We start from the raw sequence: 23691 nt of genomic DNA on the forward strand, positions 1-23691 counted from the left end.
CCAGAGACCGCCACCGGGGACAGGATGACCGAACTCCTGACCGGTCGGCGGGCGGTTGCCGGGACCAGCGCGTCCCGTTCGGACGCTGCCCCAGACGATGGCCCCGGCAACCGCCAACCACGGCCGGCGAGGCAGGATCCGAGGCCACCGTGTCGATGGGTGCTCACAGCAGCACCGGACCCCGCGACGACAAGAGCTGGTGCCTAGATCGCGGTTGGAGCACCCGTCGCGACTACGGTCGCCACCTCTGACGCGAATGCACCTCCGGCCGGCGACAACGGCCAATCCGTGGCGAGACGAAACCTTGCGCCGATCATCGACACCGCGTTCAGCACCGCGTCGACACCGTCCCACCCTCTCGCGATCGCGCAGGTTTCGCCGTCGACCCGAAACAGACACAGCATGCCGTCCCCGCCGTCGGCCTGTACAGGCCGGCAGATGGCAATCGTGTGCCGGTCGCCTGCGTGGATGATCGTCTGCGTCGCCACAACATCGGCGTCATCCACCGCCTCGGGTCGATCACCAGCGGGTGGTACCGGAAAGCCGAGGTTCGCCGGAACGACAAACCGCGCCGACGCGCCGCGATTCGCCTGCGCGAGCAAGTCGCCGATCTCGAGCAGAGCCCGGTAGAGCGCCGCCAGCGAATCGGGGCCTTCGGTGGTGCGCCGCGTGTCCGCCAGCCGATAGGCGCACTCCACCTTCCCGCCAACCGGTCGCGGCCGACTCACCTCGATGACCACGATCTGGCCGCCTTCGGTGACGCGCCGGGACAAGATCGGTACTTCGACGGACTTTCTCACAACGCCTCCCACTCATGGCATCCACGCGGGCTGCCGCGGATTTTCCTGGTGCAGTAGTACTGAGGCGGATATGACTCAGTCGCGCAGAGATCGGTGCTCGAACCGACGCCAGATCCGGGTGGTCTGCAGCCACATGCGAAGTCCCCACGAACCCAACAGAGCCGAAAGGAACATGTGCAGGCAAAAGGCGATGACGACGAGCTCTGCCCCATAGTCGCGGGTCCACTCCCCCATTGCCGAGGACGCGATGCATCCCGCCGCCACAAGCACGAACGACACAATGACGGCCAGCGGCGCCAACGGCGCCAACTCGTCGCCGCGTTCCTCGGAGATACCGCGCGGACCGTCGCCGTGTTCCTGTAGCGCGAACCGATTATCGAAGTGAGCTCTGATGTAGACCATGAATCCTCCCACCCGGCTACCCCAGCCGGACCATTTCTCTTACGCGCCCGTTCATTCCCCCTATAACGACGAGGAGCTCAGCCGAGATTTGCGGTCGCCGCAATCGGTGCCGCGATCTCGGTGACCCATACAGTGCCAGATGGTGGAAGTCGATGGAAGCAGAAACAGAAATTCCCTCACCTCCCGAAGGGCCGTTATTTGCCGGTGACAATTGGCAGGTTTCCCTGATACGAGGTCACACGCGGCAAGCAGGCACTTCACGCATCGGACAGGCAAGAATTTCACCGGCGTAGTTTATGCAATCGTGACGAATGTGGGCACGACATGACTTCGAGTAACCTGTCGCACCATTTGCTTCCCGCTGGAATCCCTGGCCCGAATCACACTCGGCACTTCCAGCATGAATTCTCATTCACTTGCGTTGCCACTTGCAGACCGGCACACCTCGAACACAATCCACCGACCCGAGGCAGTGATAGCAGCCAGGCATCGACATCTGCGCTGACCCCGAGAGAACAGCACCGAACAAATACGCGCGCGGACGGTCAGTTGCGCCCGGTCGGGGTTTCGACCTCGTCGACATCCTTGTCGAAACGTAGACCTCGCCAACTCGGATGCCGCAACCGGCCGTCGCCGGTCCATTCCGTGAACGCCACTTCCCCGACAAGTTTCGGCTGCACCCACGACACCCCGTCCGGGGTACGGTCGATGCCCGATACCGGCGGATCAGCACGGTGCAGCGGTGCGAGCTGTTCGGAGAGATCGGCGAGCATCGCGGCCGTGAACCCCGTGCCCACACTGCCGGCGTATTCCAGGCTGCCGCGATCATCGGGCACGGCGACCAGCAAGGATCCGATCTGCCCGGCACGGCGACCGGTGCCCTTCTTCCAACCGATCAGCACGACTTCTTGGTGGGTGACATTCTTGACCTTGGTCCAGGCGGGGCTGCGCTGCCCGGGCAGGTACCAGCTGTTACGACGCTTGCAGATGATGCCTTCCAGTCCGAGTTCCTGCGAGATCGCCAGGGCGTCTGCGGCGGGACCGGGGAGCAAGTGCGGGACGCGCCAATGCGGGCGGGTCAACCCGAGATGTTCGAGGAGCTCGCGTCGCTGGGCATAGGGCAATTCGATCAGCGGCCGGTCGCCGATGTGGAGAAGGTCGAAGATCATGTAGGTCGCCGGAGTCGATTGCGCGAGGGCGCGGATAGCGGCTGGGTTGCGCTGGTGCATTCGCGGCGCCAATGCCTGAAACGAGGATCGGCCCGCGTGCTCGATCACGATCTCGCCGTCGACCACGAACCCGGGCTCGGCCGGAGCGAGCCCGGACAGCTCGGGCCAGGCGACGGTGATGTCGTTGCCATTGCGCGACTCGAGCCGCAGTTCGTCATCGATGTAGGCAATGGCCCGGATTCCGTCGTACTTCACTTCGTATGCCCAGCGGTCACCGTCGGCAGGCAGATGACCCGCCGTGGCCAGCATCGCGGCATAGTGCGGCAATCGGGTCATACAGGCCTCACCATCACCTGATCGATCCCCTGGACACCGTCAGCAAACATTCAGCATAGCCCTGGTGCGTTACGCGCCGATGTCGCGAAGACCAACTCGGCCACCGTGTGGCCGTCCCCGGATCCACTGCGCCCCAAGCAGGGCACCGCGCCACCGTCTGTCAGCTCAATCGTTCAGTCAGCTCGACGGTGACTTCGTCGCCATCGGCCTTTCCGATGCGGCGGCGGATCCCGGCGGCGACGGGAAGCTTGTGGGTGCCGTCGCCGAGTGCCATGAACGACGATGTGAACGCGACACCGTCCACCGTTCCCTTCACCTTGACCAGGCCCCGGGTGCCGAAGATCCGCGCGGAGTCGGGCAGTTGCACGCATGTCCACGTGTCACCCGCCCTGACTTTTCCGAGGACAGCGGTGAACGTGATGTCGATCGGTCCCGGTGCGGTGGTCATGAGAGCTCCTGTCGGGGTGCGGGATTCAGACGAACATGCCGAGCACGACACCGCTGACGACCAACTTCAGGACCCAGTCGGTCATATGCACCAGAGCGGTCGGTATCGGCACGTTCTCGTGGACGATGGCGCCGGCGAGGATGGTCACCGGTAGTACCGCCACGATCGCACCTACCGCCGCCCCGGCGGCGATGCCATGCCGATCGCCGGCGACGAGCAGTGCCGCCAGCACCCCCGCGGCCAGCAGCCCCCGCAGCACCACGAACAGCATCTGGACCGGCATGCTGATTCCGGGACGCGGGGTACTCGTCCTCGACACCAGCGCGGCGATCGGCGGTGTCGCGTACAGCACCGCGCTGATGACGAACGAGACGACCGCGGCAACGACGACACCTGTAACTATCATGGCCAGCTCCTTGAGTACGATCCAGTACTTAATCTAGGAGGATGAATAAGTACTGTCAAGTACTAATATGGGGAGCATGACCACTTCTGCTCGACGCCGTGGCCGGCCACCCGGGAAGTCCGGCGCCGAACTACTCACCGTCGCCCGCGAGGTGTTTCTCGAGCGCGGGTTCGCGGGATCGACGATGGACGAGATCGCCGCACGCGCCGGGATCTCCAAAACATCGCTGTATCGCGAACATCCGTCGAAAGAGGGCTTGTTCGCCGCGGTCGTGGAGCACTGGACCGCCGCCGGGCGTGATGCGATGCGACCCGCCCTCACCGAACTCGAGTCCGCCGAGGATGTCCGCGAGGGCTTACTCGTCTGGGCACGAACGCTGCTGGCCGGCGTCCTCTCGCCGACCGTGGTGGAAATGCGCAGGCTGGTCACCGCCGAGGCGGCCCGCCTGCCCGAGGTCGGGGCGACATATCTGCACCAGAGCTGGGTCCGCAATATCGGCGCTCTCGCCACCACGCTGCAGGCACTCGACGCACGCGACGTGCTCGCGATCCCCGACCCCCGGGCCGCAGCCGAACAGCTCACCTGGCTGGTCGTGGGCGCACCGCTGAACGCCCGAATGCTCGATGCCACAGCAATATCGGCGAACCCCCCCGGCGCAGCGATAGATCTCTTCCTGGCCGCTTACCGACCTGCCCTGACCGCATCCGAGCTCGGCGGTCCGTGATGCGGCCACGCCCTCAGGCGAGCGCCTCGTCCGCGAGCGCTCGCGCCGCCTCGTCGGGCGCGTAGCTCGCCAGCGCGAGGACAAGGCTTCGGATCCCGGTCCGCGCGGATGGCGGCAAGTGCGCGTGGCGTGCGACATCGAGCTCGTTGGCGATCGTCAGCACCGCGAAATCATGCAGTTCAGCACCCCCGACCAGCGTGGAAGTGCCGGTGAAGCGGTCGATCACCGACAGCGACTCTCGCCCGAGGCCGCGGTATGTCCGTTCGCGGTCGCACCCGCCGTAGAGATAGACCAGGCCCTCGGCGTCGTGCCCGATCACGGTCGCCAGCCGCGGCCGATCGGTTGTCGGCAGAAGCTCGACAGCGAATCCGTCCGTGCCATAGGACGCGTGGCAGATCGCGGCCAGACGGGTCCGCGGCGTGGCGTTCCATTCGACCACGAGGGCGTGGACCCGGCGCAGGTGAGCGTGCAGAGTTCCGCCGGGATGTTCGATCTCTTCGGCACCGAGAACCCGCTGCAGGTCGAATGCGCTCTGAACAGCGTGGGCGGTAGCGAGCCAGGTGCCTGCGTGCTCCGAGACAATGCGTGCGAGCTCTTCGGGAGCCTCCAGGGCGACGAGATGTCCGGCTTCCGGCACACCGGTAACCGTTACACGACGATCGGCGAGGAACCGATCCACTTCGGCGTCGGTGAGCGGCGACCGTCCGCCGCGCACGAGCAGCATCGGCACTTCCGAACCGACAGCCGTCGCATGCAGCGCAGGCCCCGCCGCGAGGCTGTCTTCCACCAGTTCGGTGCGTTGATCGCGAAGCCCGCTGTCACTGAGCCAGGCGCGTACCCGATCCGGATCGGAATTCGGCACCACATCGACAAGGATCAGACCGGCCACACGACCGGCAGTATCCGGTTCGCCGAGCGCGGCGATAGCAGCGAGCCCGCCGACGGAAGCGCCCACCACCACGAGCGGGGCCGGCTCACGCCGCACCATGTCGGCCACGTCATCGGCAACCGCCCGAAGATCTGTCGCCTCCCCGGTGCTGTCGCCGTGTCCACGCAAATCGAAGGCCACCGCCCGGAATCCGGCCGCGGCGATCTGCGACGCGACCGGTGCCCACACGCCGCGATCCTCGCCTCCCGCATGGAGCAACAGCACCGTCGGGCCCGCGCCGGTCACGGTGCCCCGCAGGGTGACATCACCCAGGGCGATGCTCATGTCGGTCATGAGTGAACCGATCGCCGGCAATCGAGGCCACCGCCGTCCGTGAGCACACCGTTCGGTCGCGGATTGTCCTTGCGCGCAGCAGGTTCGGTCGCATTCATAATGCTCCTCGGCGAACTTCGGGAATGACGCTGTGTGGTTTCGTCGCAGACTTCGGAATTCGGGTCGACACCCGCCCCGCGTCCTGCGTCCCGAACGGGGACGCGTCGATAACGCGGGGCGGGTTGCCGCCCTAAGTCCACGACCATCATCAGCGACAAACCACCAGCGGGTCAATCCTCGGTTTCCCTTGGCCGACCCCGAGATTCAGCCCACCGGCAGTCAGAGCTCAGCCCGCGACGACCTCGCTGCGGTCACCGCTCCACAGAGTGTGGAACTTGCCGTCGGCGTCGATGCGCTCGTAGGTATGCGCGCCGAAGAAGTCACGCTGGCCCTGGGTCAGCGCGGCGGGCAGGCGCTCTGCGCGCAGTGCGTCGTAGTACGACAGCGAGGACGCGAACGCCGGGACCGGGATTCCGAGCAGGGTGGCGGTGGATACCACGCGCCGCCAGCTGTCGATCGCGGTCTCGATGGCCTCGCGGAAGTACGGCGCGAGGATCAAGCTCGGCAGGGCGGGGTCCTGCTCATACGCTTCCTTGATCCGGTTCAGGAACCGAGCCCGGATGATGCAGCCGCCGCGCCAGATCGTCGCCAGATCGCCGGGGTGCAGATCCCAGCTGTACTCGGCGCTGCCCGCGGCGATCTGGTCGAAGCCCTGTGCGTAGGCGACGACCTTGGACGCGTACAGCGCCTGCCGGATGTCCTCGGTGAACTGCTCGACATCGGTGGGCTTGTCGGCGAGTGTGCCAGAGGCGAGACCCACCGCGGCTTTGCGCTGGGCACGCGAACCCGACAGCGCCCTGGCGAAGACCGCCTCCGCGATGCCGGTCACCGGCACACCGAGATCGAGCGCGGACTTGACCGTCCAGCGGCCGGTGCCCTTCTGCTCGGCGGCGTCGACGATGACGTCGACCAGCGGCTTGCCGGTCTTCGCGTCGACCTGCGCGAGCACCTGCGCGGTGATCTCGACCAGATAGCTCTCCAGGTCCCCGGAGTTCCACTGTGTGAACACGTCCGCGATCTGCCCGGCGTCGAAACCGAGCGCGTCACGGAACAGGTGGTACGCCTCACCGATCAGCTGCATATCGGCGTATTCGATGCCGTTGTGCACCATCTTGACGAAGTGTCCGGAACCGTCGGGGCCGATGTGGGTGCAGCACGGCGTGCCGTCGACCTGCGCCGCGATCGACTCGAGCAGCGGGCCGAGCGATTCGTAGGATTCCTTGGGCCCGCCCGGCATGATCGCGGGACCGTTGAGCGCGCCTTCCTCACCACCCGAGATGCCTGCCCCGACGAAATTGAGGCCACGTTCGGCCATGGCGGCCTCGCGGCGAATCGTGTCGGTGTAGAGGGCGTTGCCACCGTCGATGATGATGTCGCCCGGCTCCATCACGGCAGCCAGCTCCTCGATGACGGTGTCGGTCGCCTCGCCCGCCTTGACCATGATCAGCACCCGTCGCGGCTTCTCCAGCGCCGCGACGAACTCCTCCACGGTCTCGGTGCGGACGAAATCGCCGTCACCGCCGTGCTCGGCGAGCAGTGCGTCGGTCTTGGCCACGGAACGGTTGTGCAGCGCGACGGTGTAGCCGTGCTTGGCGAAGTTGCGGGCGATGTTGCTGCCCATCACTGCCAGGCCGGTGACACCGATGTGTGCACGCGCGGTAGAGGTCGACATTGATCAGCTCTCTTCGTTCGGCGATTCGATGGGTGCAGAAGACGAACTCCTTGGCAGGCAAGTTACTGGGTGCCGGTTCGCCGCCGAACACCTACCACCGTGACCGGGGCTACACGGCGAACCGGGCCCGGCCCGCGTGTCGGCGGTCGCTGCTAGTGTCGGTCGAGTTCTGACACGGGGTGTCTCGCGACCGCGAGGCTGAGAACAGACCCGCTGAACCTGTTCAGGTAATGCTGACGAAGGGATGTCACGGTGTTGCACGCCCACACCACAAATGCCGGCCTGTTCACCGATCACCTCTGGGACCGCACCAAGGTCCTGCGGAGCGCGATCGATGAACTGGAATTCCTGCGGCACCTCGGCGAGGGCACCTTGCCGCTCGAGGTGTTCCGGACCTACATCGAGCAGGATTCGCTGTATCTGACCGGGTATTCGAAGGCGCTGGCGATTCTCGCCGCCAAGTCACCGGACCCGCAGACCGCGGCCTTCTGGGCCACCTCGTCCGCGAATGCCGCTGCTGTCGAGTCGGCCATGCACGACCAGATGCTCACCGGCGGAGCGCTGCCCCCGCGGCAGGGCGAGCCGGAGCATTCCCAGACCTGCCTGGCCTACGTCTCCTACCTGATCGCCGCGGCGGCGACCGAGTCCTACGCGGTCGCGGCGGCGGCCGCGCTGCCCTGCTTCTGGATCTACGCCGACGTGGGACGCGGCCTGGCCGAGAGTGCCGCGAAGGTGATCGCCGCCGACGCCGCCCACCCGTATGCCCAGTGGGTCACCACCTACGGCGCGGAAGAGTTCCAGCAGGCCGCGGCCACGGCGCGATCGCTGGTCGACGCCGCCGCCGAGTCGGCGAGTGAGCGTGAGCGGGCGGCGATGGAGAAGGCATTCATCCTCGCCGTGCGCTACGAGCTGATGTTCTGGGACACCGCCCTGCACCCGCAGCCCTGGCCTGCCGGATGAGCGGGCGGCTGCGCCGCGCACTCGCGGTCATGGCAACCACCGTCGCGACCCTGTCGCTGGTCACCGCCTGCGGTTCGGGCGGCGGCTCCGATCAGACCATCCGCTTCGCGCTGGACTGGACGCCCAACACCAACCACTCCGGGTTGTATGTCGCCTTGCAGCGCGGCTACTTCGCCGACGCCGGTCTGGATGTGCAGGTGCTGCCCTACAACAACACCTCGGTCGACACGGTGGTCGATGCGGGGAACGCGGAATTCGGGATCAGTACCCACAATTCGTCGACATTCGCCCGCGCCTCGGGTGCGCGCATCCAGTCGGTGCTCGCACCCCTGCAGCACTGGGCGACCGGGATCGGCGTGCGCGCCGACCGTGCCGACCTCGCAAGCCCGAAGAATCTGGACGGCAAGACCTACGCCGGTTTCGGTGACCCGGGTGAGAAGGAGTCACTCGCACAGGTCATCCGCAACGACGGCGGCACCGGCGAATTCACCTCCGTCATGCTGGGATCGTCGGCGTACGAGGCCGTCTACTCCGGGAAAGCGGACTTCACCGTCTCGTATCTGGCGTGGGAGGGCATCGAGGCCGAACACCACGGCACCCCGATGAAGTACTTCCGCTACACCGATTTCGGATTCCCCGACTCCTACGCCATCGTGATCGACGCCAACGAAGGCTGGCTCGCCGAGAACCCCGACCGCGCGAAGAAGTTCGTCCAAGCCCTGCAACGCGGCTACCAGTTCGCCGCGGACAACCCGAACGCCGCCGCCCAGGACCTCATCGACGCCAACCCGGGCGCGTTCAACGACGAGAAGCTGGTCTTCGACAGTCAGCGCATGCTGGCCGACCAGTTCATGAAAGACCCGAACGGGCGAGTCGGCACCCAGACCGTGGAGCAGTGGTCGGCGAATTCCAGATTCCTGTACCGCAGTGGCCTGCTCAACGGGCCCGACGGTAAACCACTGACCACCGAGCCCGACTGGTCGACATATTTCACCGATGACTACCTCGCCAACCCGTGACGGGTCCGTAGACGCGCAAGTCCTGTCCGGCGACCGGCCCGGTCGCTGGGCCGGGATCCGGTGGGCGGTGCCATCGATCGTCACGGTGGCGGTCCTCGTGGCCGTGTGGCAGATCTATGTCATCACCAGCGGTGTGCGTCCGCAGGTGCTGCCCTCGCCGGTGCGGGTGGTCGAGCAGGGCTGGGCGCATCGCGACGAGATCGCCACCCACGCGGCCGCCACCTTGCAGGTGACGCTGATCGGTTTCGCGGTCTCGCTGAGCGCGGCATGGGTACTGGCGGTGATCGTCGACTTCTCACCCTGGCTGCGACGCGCGTTGGTGCCGTTGTTCGTGGCGTCGCAGACCGTGCCGATCGTCGCGATCGCACCGTTGATGATCATCTGGTTCGGGTTCGGTCTCCTGCCGAAGATCCTGGTGGTCGCGCTGGTCACCTTCTTCCCGATGGCCATCGGCCTGATCGAAGGGTTCGCCGCGGCCGACCGTGACGCGGGCGCGCTGCTGCGCAGTATGGGCGCCTCCCGCGTGCAGGAGTTCCGGTATGTGCGGCTGCCCTCCGCGCTGCCGCGGTTCTTCACCTCGTTGCGGATCGCGATCACCTACGCGGTCGTCGGTGCGGTGTTCGCCGAATATGTCGGCGCCAGTGTCGGTCTCGGCATCTACATGAGCCTGCAGAAGAATTCGTTCCGCACCGATCTGGTGCTGGCGGCGGTCTTGGTGACCGCGCTGCTGAGTATCGCGCTCTACCTGACGACGTTCGCGGTCGAGCGCCTCGTCGCGCCGTGGGCGCGCGCGGAGAACAGGAGCCGGCGTGACTGACACCGAAGGCGACCGGATCGTCGTCGACCGACTCACCAAGTCGTTCCCCCAGCCCGGTCGTGGCAGCCCTGGCCTCGAGGTGTTGGGCGGGGTGTCGTTCGCGGTCCGATCGGGCGAGTTCGTCACGGTCATCGGCCCCAGCGGCTGCGGCAAGAGCACGGTGTTCAACATGCTGGCCGGACTCGAATCCCCCGACTCCGGCAGCGTCGGCTTCCACACGGCCGACGGCGAAGACACCGCGTCGCACTGCGCCTATATGCCGCAGAAAGACCTGCTGTTCCCGTGGCGAACCGTCCTCGACAACACCATTCTCGGTTTGCGTGTGCAGGGTGTCCCGAAAACAGAGGCCAGGCGCCGCGCGCGCGAACTGTTCCCGATATTCGGCCTGTCCGGTTTCGAGGACGCCCGCCCGTCTCAGCTGTCAGGCGGGATGCGACAGCGGGCGGCACTGCTGCGCACCGTCGTCCAGGAGCGCGAGTTGCTGTTGCTCGACGAACCTTTCGGTGCGCTCGACTCCCTGACTCGCACCGAGATGCAGTCGTGGTTGCAGGAGGTCTGGCAGCGCTACCGGTGGATGGTCCTGATGATCACCCACGATGTCCGTGAGGCGGTCTACCTGTCGGACCGTGTGATCGTGCTGTCGGCGCGGCCGGCCACCGTGCGCCGCGAACTGCGCATCGACCTGCCGCGCCCGCGCGGGTTGTCCATGATCACCGCCCCCGAATTCGTCGCGCTGGAGGAAGAACTGCTCGCGATCCTGCACGAGGAGTCGCGTCGCTCACTCGAGCAGTCGCTGGGTCGAGCGACGAAACGCCCAGACGACGACCACTAGCGCCAGCGCCAGCAGCGGTGTACCCATGACGATCTTGGCGGTGGCCAGCCACCCGGCTGCGTCGATGTCGTAGAGCCAGCCCTGAACGAAGTAGCGTGCCGCGAACACCGCGGCGAGGGCGAGGGTGGCGATATCGTGCCCGCGCAGGGACGGGCGGTCCTGCCGCCAGGCGAACTCGTTGCCGTGCAGCATGTTCCACAGCACGCCGGTCAGTGGTCGGCGTGCCAGCAGCGAGACGAGTGCGACAACGGCGCCGGCCAGACTGGCCCAGATGCCGACCAGGAAGAACCCGCCCGCCGAGCCGGTCCACGCGGCGACGCCACCGGCGACGACGACTCCGACGAGCCCACCGCTCGCCTGGACGACCGGCTCACCGCGAACGATCCGACATCCCATGATCACCACCGCGACGGCGACGGCGGACCCGATGGCAATAGGTAGTGCCACCAGCGCATTAGCCACGACGAACGCAATGACCGGTATCGCCGTGTAGATCATTCCCGTGGTGCCGCCGAGTTGGTCGACCAGCCGCTGTGCGGGGTCGGCCGTCGATACACGCGAGGCGGCGGACTCGTCGACGTCGCGGTGGGATTCGGGCTGAATCATCGTGCTCTCCAAGCGGTTGCGCGAAAAGGTGTTGTGCGAGGAACAGCTCCAACGTTCGTCGCCGCGAAGGTCGGAAACCAGTGCGCGCCAACACCTTTTCCGATGACACCCTCACGGATGCGACATGACATCTGTCACGACAACCGGCTCGGGATCACCTGCGGTGCTCAGCGCATGGGTTCCATCAGACTCAGCAACCCGAGATCCTCGGCGAGCGCGCCGTCCTGGCCGAGCGCCGCGAAGTCGGCCTCCACCTCCGACAGGGCGAGCTTGCCCGCGCGCACCGCGCGGTAGCGCACATACGACCAGAGGAAGACGTCGAGGTTGTCGAAGCGGGTCCCGCCCTCGAGAACCTCTTCCTCGTGAAACCACACCGCGACCTGACCGGTGGTGAGCACGACGTAGAGGTTGCCGCCGCCGTCGGCCCCGAGGGAGAACACGTCCTCGTCGGTCAGTTCGGTCGTGTAGTCCACATCGAGAATCCCGCAGCCGTTGCCGGCGAAGTCGAAAGCGTAGGACCAGTCGAAGATGTCGAGGAACTGCGGCAGCCGACCGGAACGGACCCGGCGGTCGAAGGCCGCGAGTGCGGCGGCGCCGACCGCGGGCAATCGTTCGAGAAACGGTTCCACCGAACGAGTTCCGGCGGAGACGACGACAGGTTCGCCGTCACCGAACCAGCGGGCGAGATCGGCGTCGAGGCCACGATCGGTATAGCCGACGAGGTCGGCGAGGGTGAGCGTCACGCCGAAATTGTAGAAACGACCACCGACACGCGCGCGTCTTCCTTCGATCAGGAGAACTCAGCGCCGCTGCGGTCCGAACAAGCGGACCTGGGCCACCGCTCAGCCGACTTCGTATGGGCACGAACCATCGATTCGCGATCCAGCGGCTGGTCCGATCGCATGTCGCGGTCGGGATGTCGGATCACTCAGTGTATTTTCGGGACTCGAGCAAGTGGCCCGCCGACTCGTTGTCGACGTCGTGCTGCTGTATCCGAGTGCGATCCGGTTCGGTCTCACCGGGCCGGTGAGGAACACGATGGACGCCCGCGATGCCGCCAGGTTCATCCGGGTGAGGCACCCGCGTCTCACGGTGCCGGTGAACTACGAAGCCTGGACCCGTTCGATCGAAAGTAAGGGTGACCTGATCATGTCCTCGTCGACCAACGTTGCGAATCCGCGCCGGCGCCGGATGCTGAGCGTCGTGGCAGCGGCGATTGTCGCGCTCGGCCCCTTCGTCCCCGCACTCGCGACCGCCGACCCGGGCGAACCCACCGTGGTTCTGGTGCACGGCGCCTTCGCCGACGCCACCAGCTGGGATGGAGTCGCCGCCGAGCTACGCGAACGCGGCTATCGTGTTGTCGCAGTGGACAACCCGCTGCGCGGGCCGCGCAACGACGCGCAGGCGCTGCAGGGCGTGCTCGACTCCATCGACGGCCCGGTTGTGCTTGTCGGGCACTCCTACGGCGGGTCGGTCATCACCAATACCCACGACCCCAAGGTCAAGGCCAACGTCTACATCGCGGCATTCGCCCCGGCACAGGGTGAGTTCGTGCTGGGACTGATCGACCCCATCCGGTTCCCCGGCAGCCAACTGCTCCCACCCGCACTGCAGGTACGGGTCGTGGACGACCCCACCGGGATCGCGGGCAAGAATGTCGACGGCTACATCGAGGAACCGTATTTTCGCGACATCTTCGCCCAAGACGTCAGCGCCGAGACCGCCGCGAACATGTATGCCCATCAGCACTCGGCGGCACTGAACGCCAATCTGGAGCCCTCCGGCTCACCCTCGTGGGCGAGCACACCCAACTGGTACCTGATCTCGGGTGAGGACCGCGTCATCCCCGCAGCCGCGCAACGGTTCATGGCTGGACGTGCCGCGGCCACCACCCGCGAGATCAGCTCCTCGCATGCCTCGTTGGTCTCCCAGCCGATCGCCGTCGCCGACACCATCTCGGAGGCCGCGGACACGGTTCGATAGCCGAGCCGACCGCGGCACCGGCGACCGGCCGAGCATTCATTTGCGGGCGCGACGGGTGGTGAGAACTCCGGCGATCCAGCCGACGACGAACATCGCCAACAGGATCAGCCACATCGGGGAACTTACCGTGATCAACAGAATCTCGACAGTGACCTTTCCTCTGTTCTCCAACACGAACACGACGGCGAAGATGCTCAACCCGATGGCGACCCATTGGGTTGGTGACACGCGACTCAGCAGGGACCGCTTTCCGGCGGCGTCGTTCATCAGAGTCCTCCTTTCGACGGGGTGGCGTTCACTCGGCGCCACGCAGGATCTCTCGTAAACGCTCGGTGTCGGCGACGGTCCAGTCGGCCGGTGACAGGATCGCGGCCCAGGCATCGGCGATGTCGGCTTGGAAGGTGTGGCCGTGCCCGTCCGGCACATCGACCGCGACTGCCATGTCCGCCGACACCTGCAGAAACGTCACCACCGGGATCCAGCGGGTGCTCGGCAGGACATCGCGACCGCGTTCCTCGCTGAGCCAGTCAGGTTTCTGGAACAGCAGTCGCGGTGTCCACCAGGTGATCGGGTCCGAGGCGTGCTGGAGATAGACCACCTTGGGTGCGATCCACACGGCGCCGGGACGGGCGAGATCCGGCGTGTCAGCGACGAATCGCACCGTGTGGCCGTCCCGGTAGATCGGCAGCCACTGCGGGGAACCCGGGTCTCGTCGTGCGGTGGCATCGCGCCACACCGGGTTGGTGGCGGTAGGACCGACGAACAGGACGCCATCGGTACGGGCCGCCATGTCCTGGATACCGGAGAACGCCGCCTCGCCGCCGAAAGATCCGAGGCTCTCCCCGAAAACCACCAGCTTCGGCCGACGATCGACCGGCAAGAGGTCCCACTCGGCGTGCACCGCCTCGAACAGCGCTTGTCCGGCCTGTCGAGCTCGTTCCTGGTCGACGACGAAGGACAGCCAACTCGGTAGGTAGGAGTACTGCATACTCACCAACGCACTGTCACCGTTGGCCAGATACTCCAACGCCGAGGCAGTCGACTCGTTGATCCACCCGGTTCCGGTGGTGGTCGCGACACCGAGGACCGCTCGTTCGAATCCACCGGCCCGACGCAACTCGGCAACCGCGAGATCTGCTTCGGCTCTGATGCTCTCCGCGGAATCGAGGCCGGTGTAGACGCGAATCGGCTCGCGCGCGGGCTTTGCGCTGAACGCGGTCAGTTCACTCGCGTTGGGACCGTTGGACACGAAGATTCGACCCTGCCTGCCCAGCGAGTCCCAGCTCACCAGCGAGCCGGGACCACCGGACCGCTCCGCGAGAACGGGCTCCTCGGTATCGGGCGAGCTCTCGTCGTTCACGGCCTTGAATGTCTCGTTGAGCATCGACATCGCCACGTCCGCGACCACCCCGTTGACCGCGGCGACAGCCAGTGCGACCACCACCACACCGCCGAGCACCGCCGCGACGCGCGGCGGCATCACCCGCGCCAACAGCCCACCGACCCCTCGCGACAGCGCCCAGCACAACCGCGCTATCGCGATCAATACCGCGAACACGACGGCGGCGATCACCACGATGATCGGATAGGCGTGCCAGGCAAGTCCGCTCACGCCCATGAGCGAACGCAGATCACTTTGCCAATCGGCGTACCAGACCAGCACCGCGACCGATCCGAGGCAGGCCACGATGCCCAACGCCCACCACGCCACCGACGGCGCGGGCCCACGCTGTCGTTGCAGCATCCACCGGATCAGGGCCGCGACCGCGATGCCGAGTCCGTAGCCGAAGGCAGCGGCGGCACCGGTGACGATTCCTTGGAACAGCGGTCCTCTGGGCAGCAGTGACGGCGTCAGCGACAACCACACCAATACCAACGCCCCCACGGCCCCACCGAAATGGAATCTCCGACCGGTCGGCATCGCGGCATCGGATCTGCTGCTCATCAGCCGACCCGATGTCGGTGGTATCTTCGCGTGGAATTCATTTGTTCCCCTGTGATCGGCCAACGACCCACCGGCGCACGGAATTCACTACCGAACCCGGTGCAGCTCTGTCGCGCAATCAAGCCGACACGAGGCCTGGTCCGGGATTCTTTCAGTGGTGTGAACTATACGACCCGGTGATGCCACGACGCGGAATTCGGGCAATCGACACCGATATGTGAGCTGAACGCGGGTCAAACGTGGTAGCCCCATCCAGTACAACCACTGGACAGAACAAAATCCTGAGAAGGCGCCGCACGTCGAGGTCGACGACCGGAGCTTCGGGCCTCGACGGTGGTCGCCAAAGATCGGTCCGCTACACGTTCGATACCCTCGCCATCGGAAGGTCCCGGCGAATCCCGACAAAGGCGCGCAACCAGCCCGGATAATCCACGACATCGACGTCGAACACCTGAACGAAGAGACTGACCGGTCGTGGCGCCCCTGATTCGCGGAGTCGGATCGGCGGCAGCTCCGAGGTGAACGTCACTTCGCCGGCATTCCATATCGAGCAGAACTCCGGGTAGGCACCGAGCTCGTCGAGAAGCTGCTCTGGCCAGTCGGCGTGGCCGAAAGTGCCGATTCGGCCACGTAATCCGCTCACCGTCGCCTGTGCGACGGTGTCCCAGTCCACGAAGACCTGCCGGGCAATCTCGTTCCCGAACAACCAGTGCAGCCCATTTTCCCCGACGCGCAGCCCGGGCAACATCGACTGTGCGGCGCTGTTGAGCGCCAGGATATTGCCGCGGGCGTCGAAATATCCCGCCACTCCGCCGCGCTGCGCTTCGAGTATACGAAGCGCGTCGTCGCTGATTCGGGCGCGCAATTGCTCAACCGTGGGAGTCGACGTGATCGGCAGCCCTGCGAGGTCGAACAGGTGCCGTCGCTCGGTCATCGTCAAAGCACGGGCTCGACCCAGGCAGTCGACCAAGGATTCGACGACCGCACGCGCTGGATGATCCCGGTCACCCCATTCCAGGTGGGTGACATAGCTGGCGCTGACTCCTGCCGACACGGCCAGTCGCTCGCGTGACATTCGGCGTTCGTCACGCAACCACCGCAAGAAGCTGCCGAATGTCGGCAGCGTCAGCAGTTCCGGATCGTGCGACCTGGTCATTTGGTTCACGGCACTCACTCCCGTTCGAGCCTTGCCTACGCCCTGCACGATAGCGACCACAGCACGTTACCGGCCCGGAACACGCAGGTTCGAACCGGTGACAAGGGTGCTTTCCTGTGCGGCGCTACCGCGCGACCTGCCGATCGCGCAGGAGCAGTCGGATCCAGGCATCGGCCAGCCAGTCACGGAAACGCTCTGCCGTCCAATGGCGTTCGCCTACGAGCAGTACCCAGTACTCGGTGGCGTTCATGCTCCAGATGATGTCGGCGACCTCGTCGTCGGACAGATCCTCGCGCAACTGCCCTGTACTGCGCAGGTCTGCAGCGAATTCACGCATGTTCGCTGCGCGGCGCTCGCTGATCTCGGCCCATACGCGCGCGCACGACGCGTCGGTCGTCGCCGCCTCGCGCAGCGCCAGGAAGATCGGCGCGAGGCGTTGCTGGATGATGACCAGCGCGTCGGCATAGATCGCGATCTTGTCCTCGGCCCCGTTCGCCTCTCGGATTGCCCGCACGTACTCGCGCTGCCGAGCCGGAATCGCACGATCGGTCCCGGACAGAGCAGTCTCGACCAACTCTCGGAGCAATACCGGCTTGCGTCCGATCGATGCGTAGACCGTGTCCACGGAGACACCTGCGTGCGTGGCGATCTCAGCCACCGTAGTGGCGGCATAGCCCCGCTCCACGAACAGCGCTCGCGCCGCCGCGAGGATCGCGTGACGCGTATCCGCGGCCTGCGCGGCGCGCCGAGGGGCGTTGTATCGACGCTTGTCTGCCTTGACGTTCTCGCTCATCGGCGCCTATTCTACCAATATTCATCCGATACCTATTCGGGTGAATTCAGAAGGGATCCGGCCATGGTCTACGCCTACATTCAAGATGTCCCTATCGGCGAGGAGCTCTACAACCGGATCATCGAAGGACTGGGCCCGGAACCACTCGACGGCTCGCTACTGCACCTGTGCGTGCGTCGCGACGACGGCGGACTGCGCTATATCGACGTGTGGGAGTCCGAGGCGCATTGCGCTCGCGCCTTCGACGAACGCATCCACCCCGCCGTCGATGCCGCCTTCGCGGGCGCCCGTCCCGGCGAGCCGACGATTCAACACCTCACTGTCGTCCACGCCACCGGCTCGCTCCTGATCGCGAAGGACACCTGACCGTCGACACTGCGCTTCGCGCCCTTCTGCTGCCTGTGCGCTGGCACTAGGCGCACTCGACCCACATTCGGCCACTACGATCCGGGGACACCTCCGCACCCGAATGAGAAGGATTCCCATGGCGCGCAAAATAATTGTCAGCCTTATCGACGACTTCGACGGCACATCCGAAGCCGACGAGACCGTCACATTCGGAATCGACGGAGTCGCCTACGAAATCGACCTGTCCGAGACCAACGCCACCAAACTGCGCGAAACGTTCGACCAGTGGCTTCCCTACGCCCGCCGAATCGGCCGCACCAAGACTTCCACCGGTCGACTCTCCGCGAAAACCGCGGCGAGCACACCGAATCGACGCAATGATCTCACCGCCATTCGTGCGTGGGCCGGCAACAACGGCCACCCGGTGTCGACTCGCGGACGGATCTCCGCAGACGTTATCGCCGCATACGACGCAGCGTCTGCATAAAGCACGACCGTTGTCGTGCTGAACGTTCGCCGGTTGCGACGGGTGACCCGGACACAGTCAAACGTCCGGGTCCAGCACCGCTCCCCGTTCAGATCTCGGCGAGGACCGCAGCATCCACATACCGCGGATCACGGGCGATCGCGGCAAAACTCGACTCACTTTCGGCACCGACCGATTCCTGCACCTCTGCCAACCGGACGAGTAGATCGAAATAGCTCGCCTCAGCCGGCCGCAACTCCGCGATCGTCGCCGTGAGATCGAAATCGGCGGCGAACCGCGCCCGGTCGAGACCCACCAACATCGTCGCCAGCCACCCACCCGAATCCGCCGCGAACATCGACCCGCTGGTTTCGGCCCAGAACAACACCGCGCTCGGTGCCATGTCAGAGCTCAACCGCCCCGCTGCGGCGAGCATCACCAGCGCGGTATAGATGTTCGACTCGCAAAAACCGAAGTGCATCAAATACGCCTCGAGCGCTCCGGCCCGATACCTCAGTACATAGGTCAGCCCGCCGGTGTCCTCCCCGAAGCAGTCGGCGAAGTACTCCCGAGGCGTGATCCCCTCCTCGGCTTGCCGCCAATCCGGCGCCTTGCCGTCCCAGAACCACCCGTCATACATCGCGCCGTGATTCTCGATAGTCTCCGGCCCCGGCGCCGGTGTCGCCAACCACTGCTCGAATGCCTGTCGCTCCATGGGAATTCGAGCAGCAACGACAAACGTGTCCGACACAACCGGCTCCTCATCTCGACGGCACCCACCATCGCGGGCCCACGCGCCATCCTAAGATCTCGCACCCGCTACTTCGGCGGCCTGATCACACCGACGGCGCCCGCGCGGCCCGCTCGGCGCGACGGGACAGCGCCGCGAAGGCATCGCGTAGCGCTGGGGGGCCGATGACCTCGATGTCGGTGTCGAAACGCGCCAGTGCCGCGGCGAGCGCCGCCCAGGACCACGAACCCATCGACAGCCTGGTGCGCCCCTCGCCCAGCGCCTCCACGACTGCTTCACCGGCGAACGGAGCGACCCGGGTGGCGGGAAGATCGAGGATTACCTCACCGTTGCACGGCCAGACATCGTCGCTCCCAGAGCCTTTGAACCGCGCGGAGAGAAACGTGACGACGTCTCCACCTGGTAACTCCCGAGCTGCGAAGCGCGGGCCGTGGGGGATGCGCAAACTCATCCGATCGACGCGAAAGCTCCGCCAGCCCGCGCGCTCGGGATCCCAGCCGATCAGGTACCAACGCCCGTTCCGAACCACGAGATGATGGGGTTGGACGCGGCGCGGCGCGCGCAACTCGGTTGTGTGTGCAGACCCCTGATAGTCGAAGCGCACCTCCGCCGCGGATCGAATCGCGGTGCTCAGTTCCACCAGAATTCGGGTGTCGACTTGGATATCGGCACCGCTCGCGGCGAGCTCGAGCGCGTCGACTCGCGCCCTCAACCTCGCCGGTAGGACTTGTCGCACGGTGGCGAGGGCTCGCGCGGCGCCTTCTTCGATGCCCGCCCCGGTCCCGACCGCGATGCGCAACGCCACCGCGAGCGCGACGGCTTGCTCGTCGTCGAACAACAGCGGCGGTAGTTCACTGCCTGCCTCCAGCCGGTAACCGCCCTCGGGGCCCTTGATCGCCTGGATGGGATAGCCGAGCTCGCGCAGACGGTCGACGTCGCGGCGCACCGTGCGCGCGCTGACGTCGAGCCGCTCGGCCAATAGAGCTCCTGGCCAGTCCCTGCGGACCTGCAGCAAAGACAGCAGCGAGAGCAGGCGGCGCGAAGTCGCCGTCGAGGTCGATGTCGGCACGGTTCCAGATTGCCAGGAGTAGCGGACATTCCCTGTCCGCTACCGGTGACAGTGTGGAATTCGTCGCCCCCCGGCGGCGCACACCACTCGAAGGGACACTGATCAGACATGACGGTCAATACTGTTGCCCACCTGAATTTCCACGGCCAGGCCCGTGCGGCCCTGGAGTTCTACCAGTCGGTTTTCGGTGGCCGGCTGACCCTCGCCACCTACGCCGACTTCGGCATGCCGACCGAACTGCCCGACGCCGCCAAGGTGGTCTTCGGTCAGGTCATTGCCGACAACGGATTCCGGGTCATGGCCTACGACGTGCCCGGCCACGACTCTCCCGCCGCTGCGGCCACGCCCACCACCCGCCGCGACAACGGCACCACCATCACCGAGGAGCGGTTCTTCCTTTCGGTGCGCGGCGAGACCGTCGAGGAGGTCGGCGCGCTGTGGGAACGCCTCGCCGAGGGCGCGACGGTGATCGAGGCATTCGGCCCAGCTCAGTGGGCGCCCGCCTTCGGGATGCTGAGCGATCGCTTCGATGTCACCTGGATTCTCGACGTGGCAGCCGAGTACGTCCCGGCTTGAGCCGTGGTTCGGGGTGCACAGTGATCGGTCAGCGAGGGTCCGCGGTGGGATGGGCGGCGAGCAGTGATTCCAGGTGCGTGCGCGACCAGCCACACAGTTCGTGCACGGTCGTGAGCAGGTCGATCCCGGCCGCGGTGAGCGAATAGTCGACGCGGGGGTTGGCGGAGTGGTGGTCGTAGCGGGCGACGATTCCGTCAGCTTCCAACCCACGTAGCGTCTGGGTGAGCATCTTGTAGCTGATGCCGTCGACCGACCGATGCAACTAGCGCTTGCTAGAGGTAGGTGACAAAGAGTCGGGCGTAGGCCTTGTCATCGCCGGGCCGCAAGACGCGGTCAGCGCATACCGCGACACCATCGGACCGGTGATCGTGGACGACCTCGACGCGGCGAGGCAGTTCGTCACCGACATCGGCGGCGAAATCACCAGCGGACCAATTGTCTCGGCGACAGGTCGGGTGGTGTACGCGCGCCACCCGGACGGCACGAACGTCGAATACGTGCAGTGGGCAGCCGGCATCCGCTCGCACGTGCTCGACTGACAGCGGCGGGCCGCTCGACTCCAACTCAGAATCCTGTCGCTACGACAAGTTCTCCGGCGGAAATTCTCCGGAGGATGCAGTGACAGGGGCCGTTCGCCGCATCGATACTTGCTTCGACCCGGGTCGCGGGATGGCACCGGCGCCGCCCCCTCCATGCCCGGGGTCGCGGCGGTAGTGATGGCCGTCGCGATGAAGACGGCGCCGGAGTGCACGTGCGGGGCCCGCGATGAGATGAGGGACGGTGCGAGTACTCGCGCGGACAGCTGTTGGTCGACCGAGGACCGTGATCGCGGTGATCACGCTGTTACTCGTTCTCGCGGGTGCGGGTGGCGCCTCGCTGCAGCAGCGATTGTCCGGCGGCGGGTTCTGGAACGCGGACGCCGAATCCGCGCGCGCCGCGCGGATCTTGGCGGACGAGTACACCACAGGAACACCGAATATCATTGTGCTGGTCGATGTTCCGGCCGCAGGAGGAACCGTCGATACACCCGCGGTCGCCGCCACCGGTCTACGGCTGACCACCGAGCTGGCCGCGGTATCCGGTGTGCGTTCGGTGAGCTCGTACTGGTCCACCGGATCGCCAGAGTTCCTTCGCACTACCGATCGCGGCAAGGCGCTGGTCGCCGTGGATGTTCCCGGTGACGAGATCGTGGTGGACACCGTGGTGTCCAGGCTGATCGACAGCTACCGGGATCGGGACTACGGCGAGCTCCACCTGCGGCTGGGTGGCGCCGCGGTGAGCTATCACGATGTCACCGAACAACTGTCGCATGACATGAAAGTCAGTGAGGCGGTGACGATTCCGATCCTGCTGGTGCTGTTGGTGCTGATCTTCGGCAGTCTGATCGCCGCGGGGCTGCCGCTGGTACTCGGCGTGGTGTCGATCATCGGCACCTTCGGAATCCTGCGTCTGCTCACCGAGATCACCCAGGTTTCCAGCTATGCGCTGAACCTGACCACGGTGCTCGGACTCGGTCTCGGCATCGACTACAGCCTGTTCCTGGTCAGCCGATTCAGAGAAGAGCGCCACGGTGGTCGCGACGTACCGACCGCGGTGCGGGTGACCGTGCTGACCGCCGGGCGCACGGTGCTGTTCTCGGCCGCCACGATCGTCATCGCGATGCTGGCGATGCTGCTGTTCCCGATGCCGTTCCTGCGTTCACTGGCCGCGGCCTGCCTGTCGGTGACACTCTTGGCCGCGCTCGCGACCGTGACCTTGCTGCCTGCCCTGCTCATGTTGTTCGGGCACCGCATCGACTCACTCGACCTGCGTCGAGGCCTACGGCGGCTGCGCGGGCGAGCCGACCCAGCACCGATGCGGCCCGAGAACGGTTTCTGGTATCGCACCGCACGGCGAGTCACCGCGCGCCCCTGGGTATTCGGTGGTGCCGCGCTGCTGGTGGTGGTCTTGCTCGGCGTCCCGTTCGCCGGGTTGCGATTGGGACTGACCGACGACCGAGCATTGCCGGTGACGGTGGAGAGCCGTCAGGTCGGTGACGTGCTGCGCGCCGAATTCCCGGCGACCTCGGCGGGCCGATTCGATGTGGTCGTCGACGGACCGATCAGCGCGGACGAACTGGCCCAGCTGACACAACGCATACAGCACCTCTCGCATGTGCGGCTGGTCCGTGGCCAGCCCGGGCCCGAGGGCGCACATCTGACGGTGATCCCCGACGTCGACCCGTATTCGCCGGCAGCCGAAACCCTGCTCGATGACATCCGGCGGACCGATTCGCCCGCGCCACTGCTGGTCGGCGGCGCCACGGCCGAGAACACCGATACCAAATCCGGATTGGCAGGGCGCCTGCCGCTGGTGGTCGCACTCATCGTGGTCGCGATGCTGGTGTTGCTGTTCGCGTTCACCGGCAGCGTGGTGATCCCGTTGAAGGCGGTGCTGCTCAACACGTTGAGCTTGTCGGCGACCTTCGGTGCGATGGTCTACATCTTCCAGGACGGGCATCTGAAATGGCTGGTCGGCGATTTCACCGAGATCGGCTATCTGGCCGCGCCCGTACCGGTGCTCGTCTTCTGCTTGGCCTTCGGATTGTCGATGGACTACGAGGTGTTCCTGCTGTCACGGATCGCCGAGGAGTACCGGACGCGCGGTGTGACAGCCGACGCGGTCGCGTACGGACTGGAGCGCACCGGCCGCATCGTCACCGCGGCCGCCGCGCTGATGGCGATTGTCTGTGTGGGGCTGGCCTTTTCACAGGTCGCGTTCACCAAGCTGATGGGCGTGGGCTTGACGCTGGCGGTGCTGATGGACGCGACCGTCGTCCGGGGCGTGTTGGTACCTGCCTTCATGCGCCTACTGGGCGCCGCGAACTGGTGGGCACCGCCGTTCCTGCGACGAGTCCATCGTCACATCGCCGTGCGCGAGAACTGACCGATCGCCTGCGCGGCGGTTTGGCTCCCGGTGCAATTCTTCGGCTCCGTATTCGTCTCACAGGACCAAATATCCGGACAATCCGGCGTTTCGCCGACCCATTTCCGCGATAAGTGACTTCCGTTACCGCACAACAACATTGGCTATCGACCAACCCGAATGACACA

General features: G+C 65.9%; 27 protein-coding genes, 1 pseudogene and 1 riboswitch. Of the genes and pseudogenes, 11 read left to right on the top strand and 17 right to left on the bottom strand.

The window, feature by feature from the left end; genetic code table 11:
- Positions 1 to 203: 203 nt before the first annotated feature.
- From ACWFRF_RS04755 to ACWFRF_RS04775, 5 genes are all read right to left on the bottom strand, one after another.
- Complete coding sequence (locus ACWFRF_RS04755; RefSeq protein ID WP_452448950.1) at positions 204 to 800, bottom strand: hypothetical protein; 597 nt, start codon at positions 798 to 800, stop codon at positions 204 to 206.
- 75 nt (positions 801 to 875) lie between these two features.
- The gene (locus ACWFRF_RS04760; RefSeq protein ID WP_387448318.1) at positions 876 to 1202 is read right to left on the bottom strand and encodes a hypothetical protein; all 327 of its coding nucleotides are present in this window, start codon (positions 1200 to 1202) and stop codon (positions 876 to 878) included.
- Positions 1203 to 1747: 545 nt separating this feature from the next.
- Positions 1748 to 2707 (bottom strand): non-homologous end-joining DNA ligase, encoded by a 960-nt coding sequence (gene ligD / locus ACWFRF_RS04765; RefSeq protein ID WP_452448951.1) that lies wholly within the window; start codon positions 2705 to 2707, stop codon positions 1748 to 1750.
- A gap of 160 nt (positions 2708 to 2867) precedes the next feature.
- A complete protein-coding gene (locus ACWFRF_RS04770; protein WP_452448952.1) occupies positions 2868 to 3155 on the bottom strand; it encodes a DUF1905 domain-containing protein in 288 nt (95 codons plus the stop codon).
- Between the two features lie 25 nt (positions 3156 to 3180).
- Positions 3181 to 3561: a DUF1761 family protein gene (locus tag ACWFRF_RS04775; protein WP_452448953.1), complete on the bottom strand. Its 381-nt coding sequence runs from the start codon at positions 3559 to 3561 to the stop codon at positions 3181 to 3183.
- 76 nt (positions 3562 to 3637) lie between these two features.
- On the opposite strand from ACWFRF_RS04775, the gene ACWFRF_RS04780 reads away from it, so the two are divergent.
- On the top strand, positions 3638 to 4285 hold the full coding sequence (locus ACWFRF_RS04780; protein WP_452448954.1) for a TetR/AcrR family transcriptional regulator: 648 nt from the start codon (positions 3638 to 3640) through the stop codon (positions 4283 to 4285).
- A 13-nt stretch (positions 4286 to 4298) separates the two neighbouring features.
- Here the strand turns inward: ACWFRF_RS04780 and ACWFRF_RS04785 are convergent, their stop codons facing one another.
- Both ACWFRF_RS04785 and gndA read right to left on the bottom strand, forming a co-directional pair.
- Positions 4299 to 5507 carry an alpha/beta fold hydrolase gene (locus tag ACWFRF_RS04785; RefSeq protein ID WP_452448956.1) on the bottom strand — a complete coding sequence of 403 codons (1209 nt, stop codon included), beginning with the start codon at positions 5505 to 5507 and terminating at the stop codon, positions 4299 to 4301.
- A gap of 325 nt (positions 5508 to 5832) precedes the next feature.
- Positions 5833 to 7278: an NADP-dependent phosphogluconate dehydrogenase gene (gene gndA / locus ACWFRF_RS04790; protein ID WP_449961451.1), complete on the bottom strand. Its 1446-nt coding sequence runs from the start codon at positions 7276 to 7278 to the stop codon at positions 5833 to 5835.
- 165 nt (positions 7279 to 7443) lie between these two features.
- A riboswitch (TPP riboswitch) is annotated at positions 7444 to 7540 on the top strand.
- Here gndA and ACWFRF_RS04795 point away from each other — a divergent pair.
- The 4 genes from ACWFRF_RS04795 (at position 7531) to ACWFRF_RS04810 (ending at position 10906) form a co-directional block, all read left to right on the top strand.
- Positions 7531 to 8238 carry a TenA family protein gene (locus ACWFRF_RS04795; RefSeq protein WP_452448957.1) on the top strand — a complete coding sequence of 236 codons (708 nt, stop codon included), beginning with the start codon at positions 7531 to 7533 and terminating at the stop codon, positions 8236 to 8238. (Overlaps the previous riboswitch by 10 nt.)
- On the top strand, positions 8235 to 9257 hold the full coding sequence (locus ACWFRF_RS04800) for an ABC transporter substrate-binding protein (RefSeq protein WP_452448958.1): 1023 nt from the start codon (positions 8235 to 8237) through the stop codon (positions 9255 to 9257). The genes ACWFRF_RS04795 and ACWFRF_RS04800 overlap by 4 nt, the downstream gene beginning before the upstream one ends.
- A complete protein-coding gene (locus ACWFRF_RS04805) occupies positions 9235 to 10074 on the top strand; it encodes an ABC transporter permease (protein WP_452448959.1) in 840 nt (279 codons plus the stop codon). Before ACWFRF_RS04800 ends, ACWFRF_RS04805 begins: the two co-directional genes overlap by 23 nt.
- Entirely contained in the window at positions 10067 to 10906 is an 840-nt protein-coding gene (locus ACWFRF_RS04810; protein ID WP_378990381.1) for an ABC transporter ATP-binding protein, read from the top strand. Before ACWFRF_RS04805 ends, ACWFRF_RS04810 begins: the two co-directional genes overlap by 8 nt.
- Here ACWFRF_RS04810 and ACWFRF_RS04815 read toward each other — a convergent pair.
- Both ACWFRF_RS04815 and ACWFRF_RS04820 read right to left on the bottom strand, forming a co-directional pair.
- Entirely contained in the window at positions 10853 to 11512 is a 660-nt protein-coding gene (locus tag ACWFRF_RS04815; protein ID WP_378990382.1) for a DUF3159 domain-containing protein, read from the bottom strand. The genes ACWFRF_RS04810 and ACWFRF_RS04815 overlap by 54 nt on opposite strands.
- 167 nt (positions 11513 to 11679) lie before the next feature.
- Entirely contained in the window at positions 11680 to 12255 is a 576-nt protein-coding gene (locus tag ACWFRF_RS04820; protein WP_452448961.1) for a hypothetical protein, read from the bottom strand.
- Between the two features lie 406 nt (positions 12256 to 12661).
- On the opposite strand from ACWFRF_RS04820, the gene ACWFRF_RS04825 reads away from it, so the two are divergent.
- Positions 12662 to 13495, top strand: coding sequence for an alpha/beta fold hydrolase (locus tag ACWFRF_RS04825; protein ID WP_452449150.1), 834 nt, complete (start codon positions 12662 to 12664; stop codon positions 13493 to 13495).
- Between the two features lie 36 nt (positions 13496 to 13531).
- Here ACWFRF_RS04825 and ACWFRF_RS04830 read toward each other — a convergent pair whose 3' ends face one another.
- From ACWFRF_RS04830 to ACWFRF_RS04850, 5 genes and pseudogenes are all read right to left on the bottom strand, one after another.
- Positions 13532 to 13762 carry a LapA family protein gene (locus tag ACWFRF_RS04830; RefSeq protein WP_378990384.1) on the bottom strand — a complete coding sequence of 77 codons (231 nt, stop codon included), beginning with the start codon at positions 13760 to 13762 and terminating at the stop codon, positions 13532 to 13534.
- Between the two features lie 28 nt (positions 13763 to 13790).
- Positions 13791 to 15440 carry an alpha/beta hydrolase gene (locus tag ACWFRF_RS04835; RefSeq protein ID WP_452448963.1) on the bottom strand — a complete coding sequence of 550 codons (1650 nt, stop codon included), beginning with the start codon at positions 15438 to 15440 and terminating at the stop codon, positions 13791 to 13793.
- A gap of 355 nt (positions 15441 to 15795) precedes the next feature.
- Entirely contained in the window at positions 15796 to 16374 is a 579-nt protein-coding gene (locus ACWFRF_RS04840; protein WP_378990432.1) for an MmyB family transcriptional regulator, read from the bottom strand.
- 15 nt (positions 16375 to 16389) lie between these two features.
- Positions 16390 to 16596, bottom strand: a pseudogene (locus tag ACWFRF_RS04845) (helix-turn-helix domain-containing protein); the annotation flags it as partial.
- A gap of 124 nt (positions 16597 to 16720) precedes the next feature.
- Entirely contained in the window at positions 16721 to 17389 is a 669-nt protein-coding gene (locus tag ACWFRF_RS04850; RefSeq protein ID WP_387448348.1) for a TetR/AcrR family transcriptional regulator, read from the bottom strand.
- A 63-nt stretch (positions 17390 to 17452) separates the two neighbouring features.
- Between ACWFRF_RS04850 and ACWFRF_RS04855 the strand changes: the two genes are divergently transcribed.
- On the top strand, positions 17453 to 17755 hold the full coding sequence (locus ACWFRF_RS04855; protein WP_378990388.1) for a hypothetical protein: 303 nt from the start codon (positions 17453 to 17455) through the stop codon (positions 17753 to 17755).
- Positions 17756 to 17873: 118 nt separating this feature from the next.
- Positions 17874 to 18224 carry a histone-like nucleoid-structuring protein Lsr2 gene (locus ACWFRF_RS04860; RefSeq protein WP_452448964.1) on the top strand — a complete coding sequence of 117 codons (351 nt, stop codon included), beginning with the start codon at positions 17874 to 17876 and terminating at the stop codon, positions 18222 to 18224.
- A gap of 88 nt (positions 18225 to 18312) precedes the next feature.
- Here the strand turns inward: ACWFRF_RS04860 and ACWFRF_RS04865 are convergent, their stop codons facing one another.
- A complete protein-coding gene (locus tag ACWFRF_RS04865; protein WP_452448965.1) occupies positions 18313 to 18954 on the bottom strand; it encodes a hypothetical protein in 642 nt (213 codons plus the stop codon).
- Positions 18955 to 19039: 85 nt separating this feature from the next.
- Positions 19040 to 20023 carry a helix-turn-helix transcriptional regulator gene (locus tag ACWFRF_RS04870; RefSeq protein ID WP_378990392.1) on the bottom strand — a complete coding sequence of 328 codons (984 nt, stop codon included), beginning with the start codon at positions 20021 to 20023 and terminating at the stop codon, positions 19040 to 19042.
- Positions 20024 to 20131: 108 nt separating this feature from the next.
- Between ACWFRF_RS04870 and ACWFRF_RS04875 the strand changes: the two genes are divergently transcribed.
- The gene (locus ACWFRF_RS04875; protein WP_379318705.1) at positions 20132 to 20599 is read left to right on the top strand and encodes a VOC family protein; all 468 of its coding nucleotides are present in this window, start codon (positions 20132 to 20134) and stop codon (positions 20597 to 20599) included.
- A 28-nt stretch (positions 20600 to 20627) separates the two neighbouring features.
- Here ACWFRF_RS04875 and ACWFRF_RS04880 read toward each other — a convergent pair whose 3' ends face one another.
- The gene (locus tag ACWFRF_RS04880; RefSeq protein WP_452448966.1) at positions 20628 to 20861 is read right to left on the bottom strand and encodes a winged helix-turn-helix transcriptional regulator; all 234 of its coding nucleotides are present in this window, start codon (positions 20859 to 20861) and stop codon (positions 20628 to 20630) included.
- Positions 20862 to 20967: 106 nt separating this feature from the next.
- Between ACWFRF_RS04880 and ACWFRF_RS04885 the strand changes: the two genes are divergently transcribed.
- Together ACWFRF_RS04885 and ACWFRF_RS04890 are read left to right on the top strand one after the other, a co-directional pair.
- Entirely contained in the window at positions 20968 to 21138 is a 171-nt protein-coding gene (locus tag ACWFRF_RS04885; RefSeq protein ID WP_452448967.1) for a VOC family protein, read from the top strand.
- Between the two features lie 292 nt (positions 21139 to 21430).
- Entirely contained in the window at positions 21431 to 23524 is a 2094-nt protein-coding gene (locus ACWFRF_RS04890) for an MMPL family transporter (protein WP_452448968.1), read from the top strand.
- The last annotated feature ends 167 nt before the right edge of the window (positions 23525 to 23691 follow it).

Source organism: Nocardia sp. NPDC055165, from assembly GCF_053606985.1.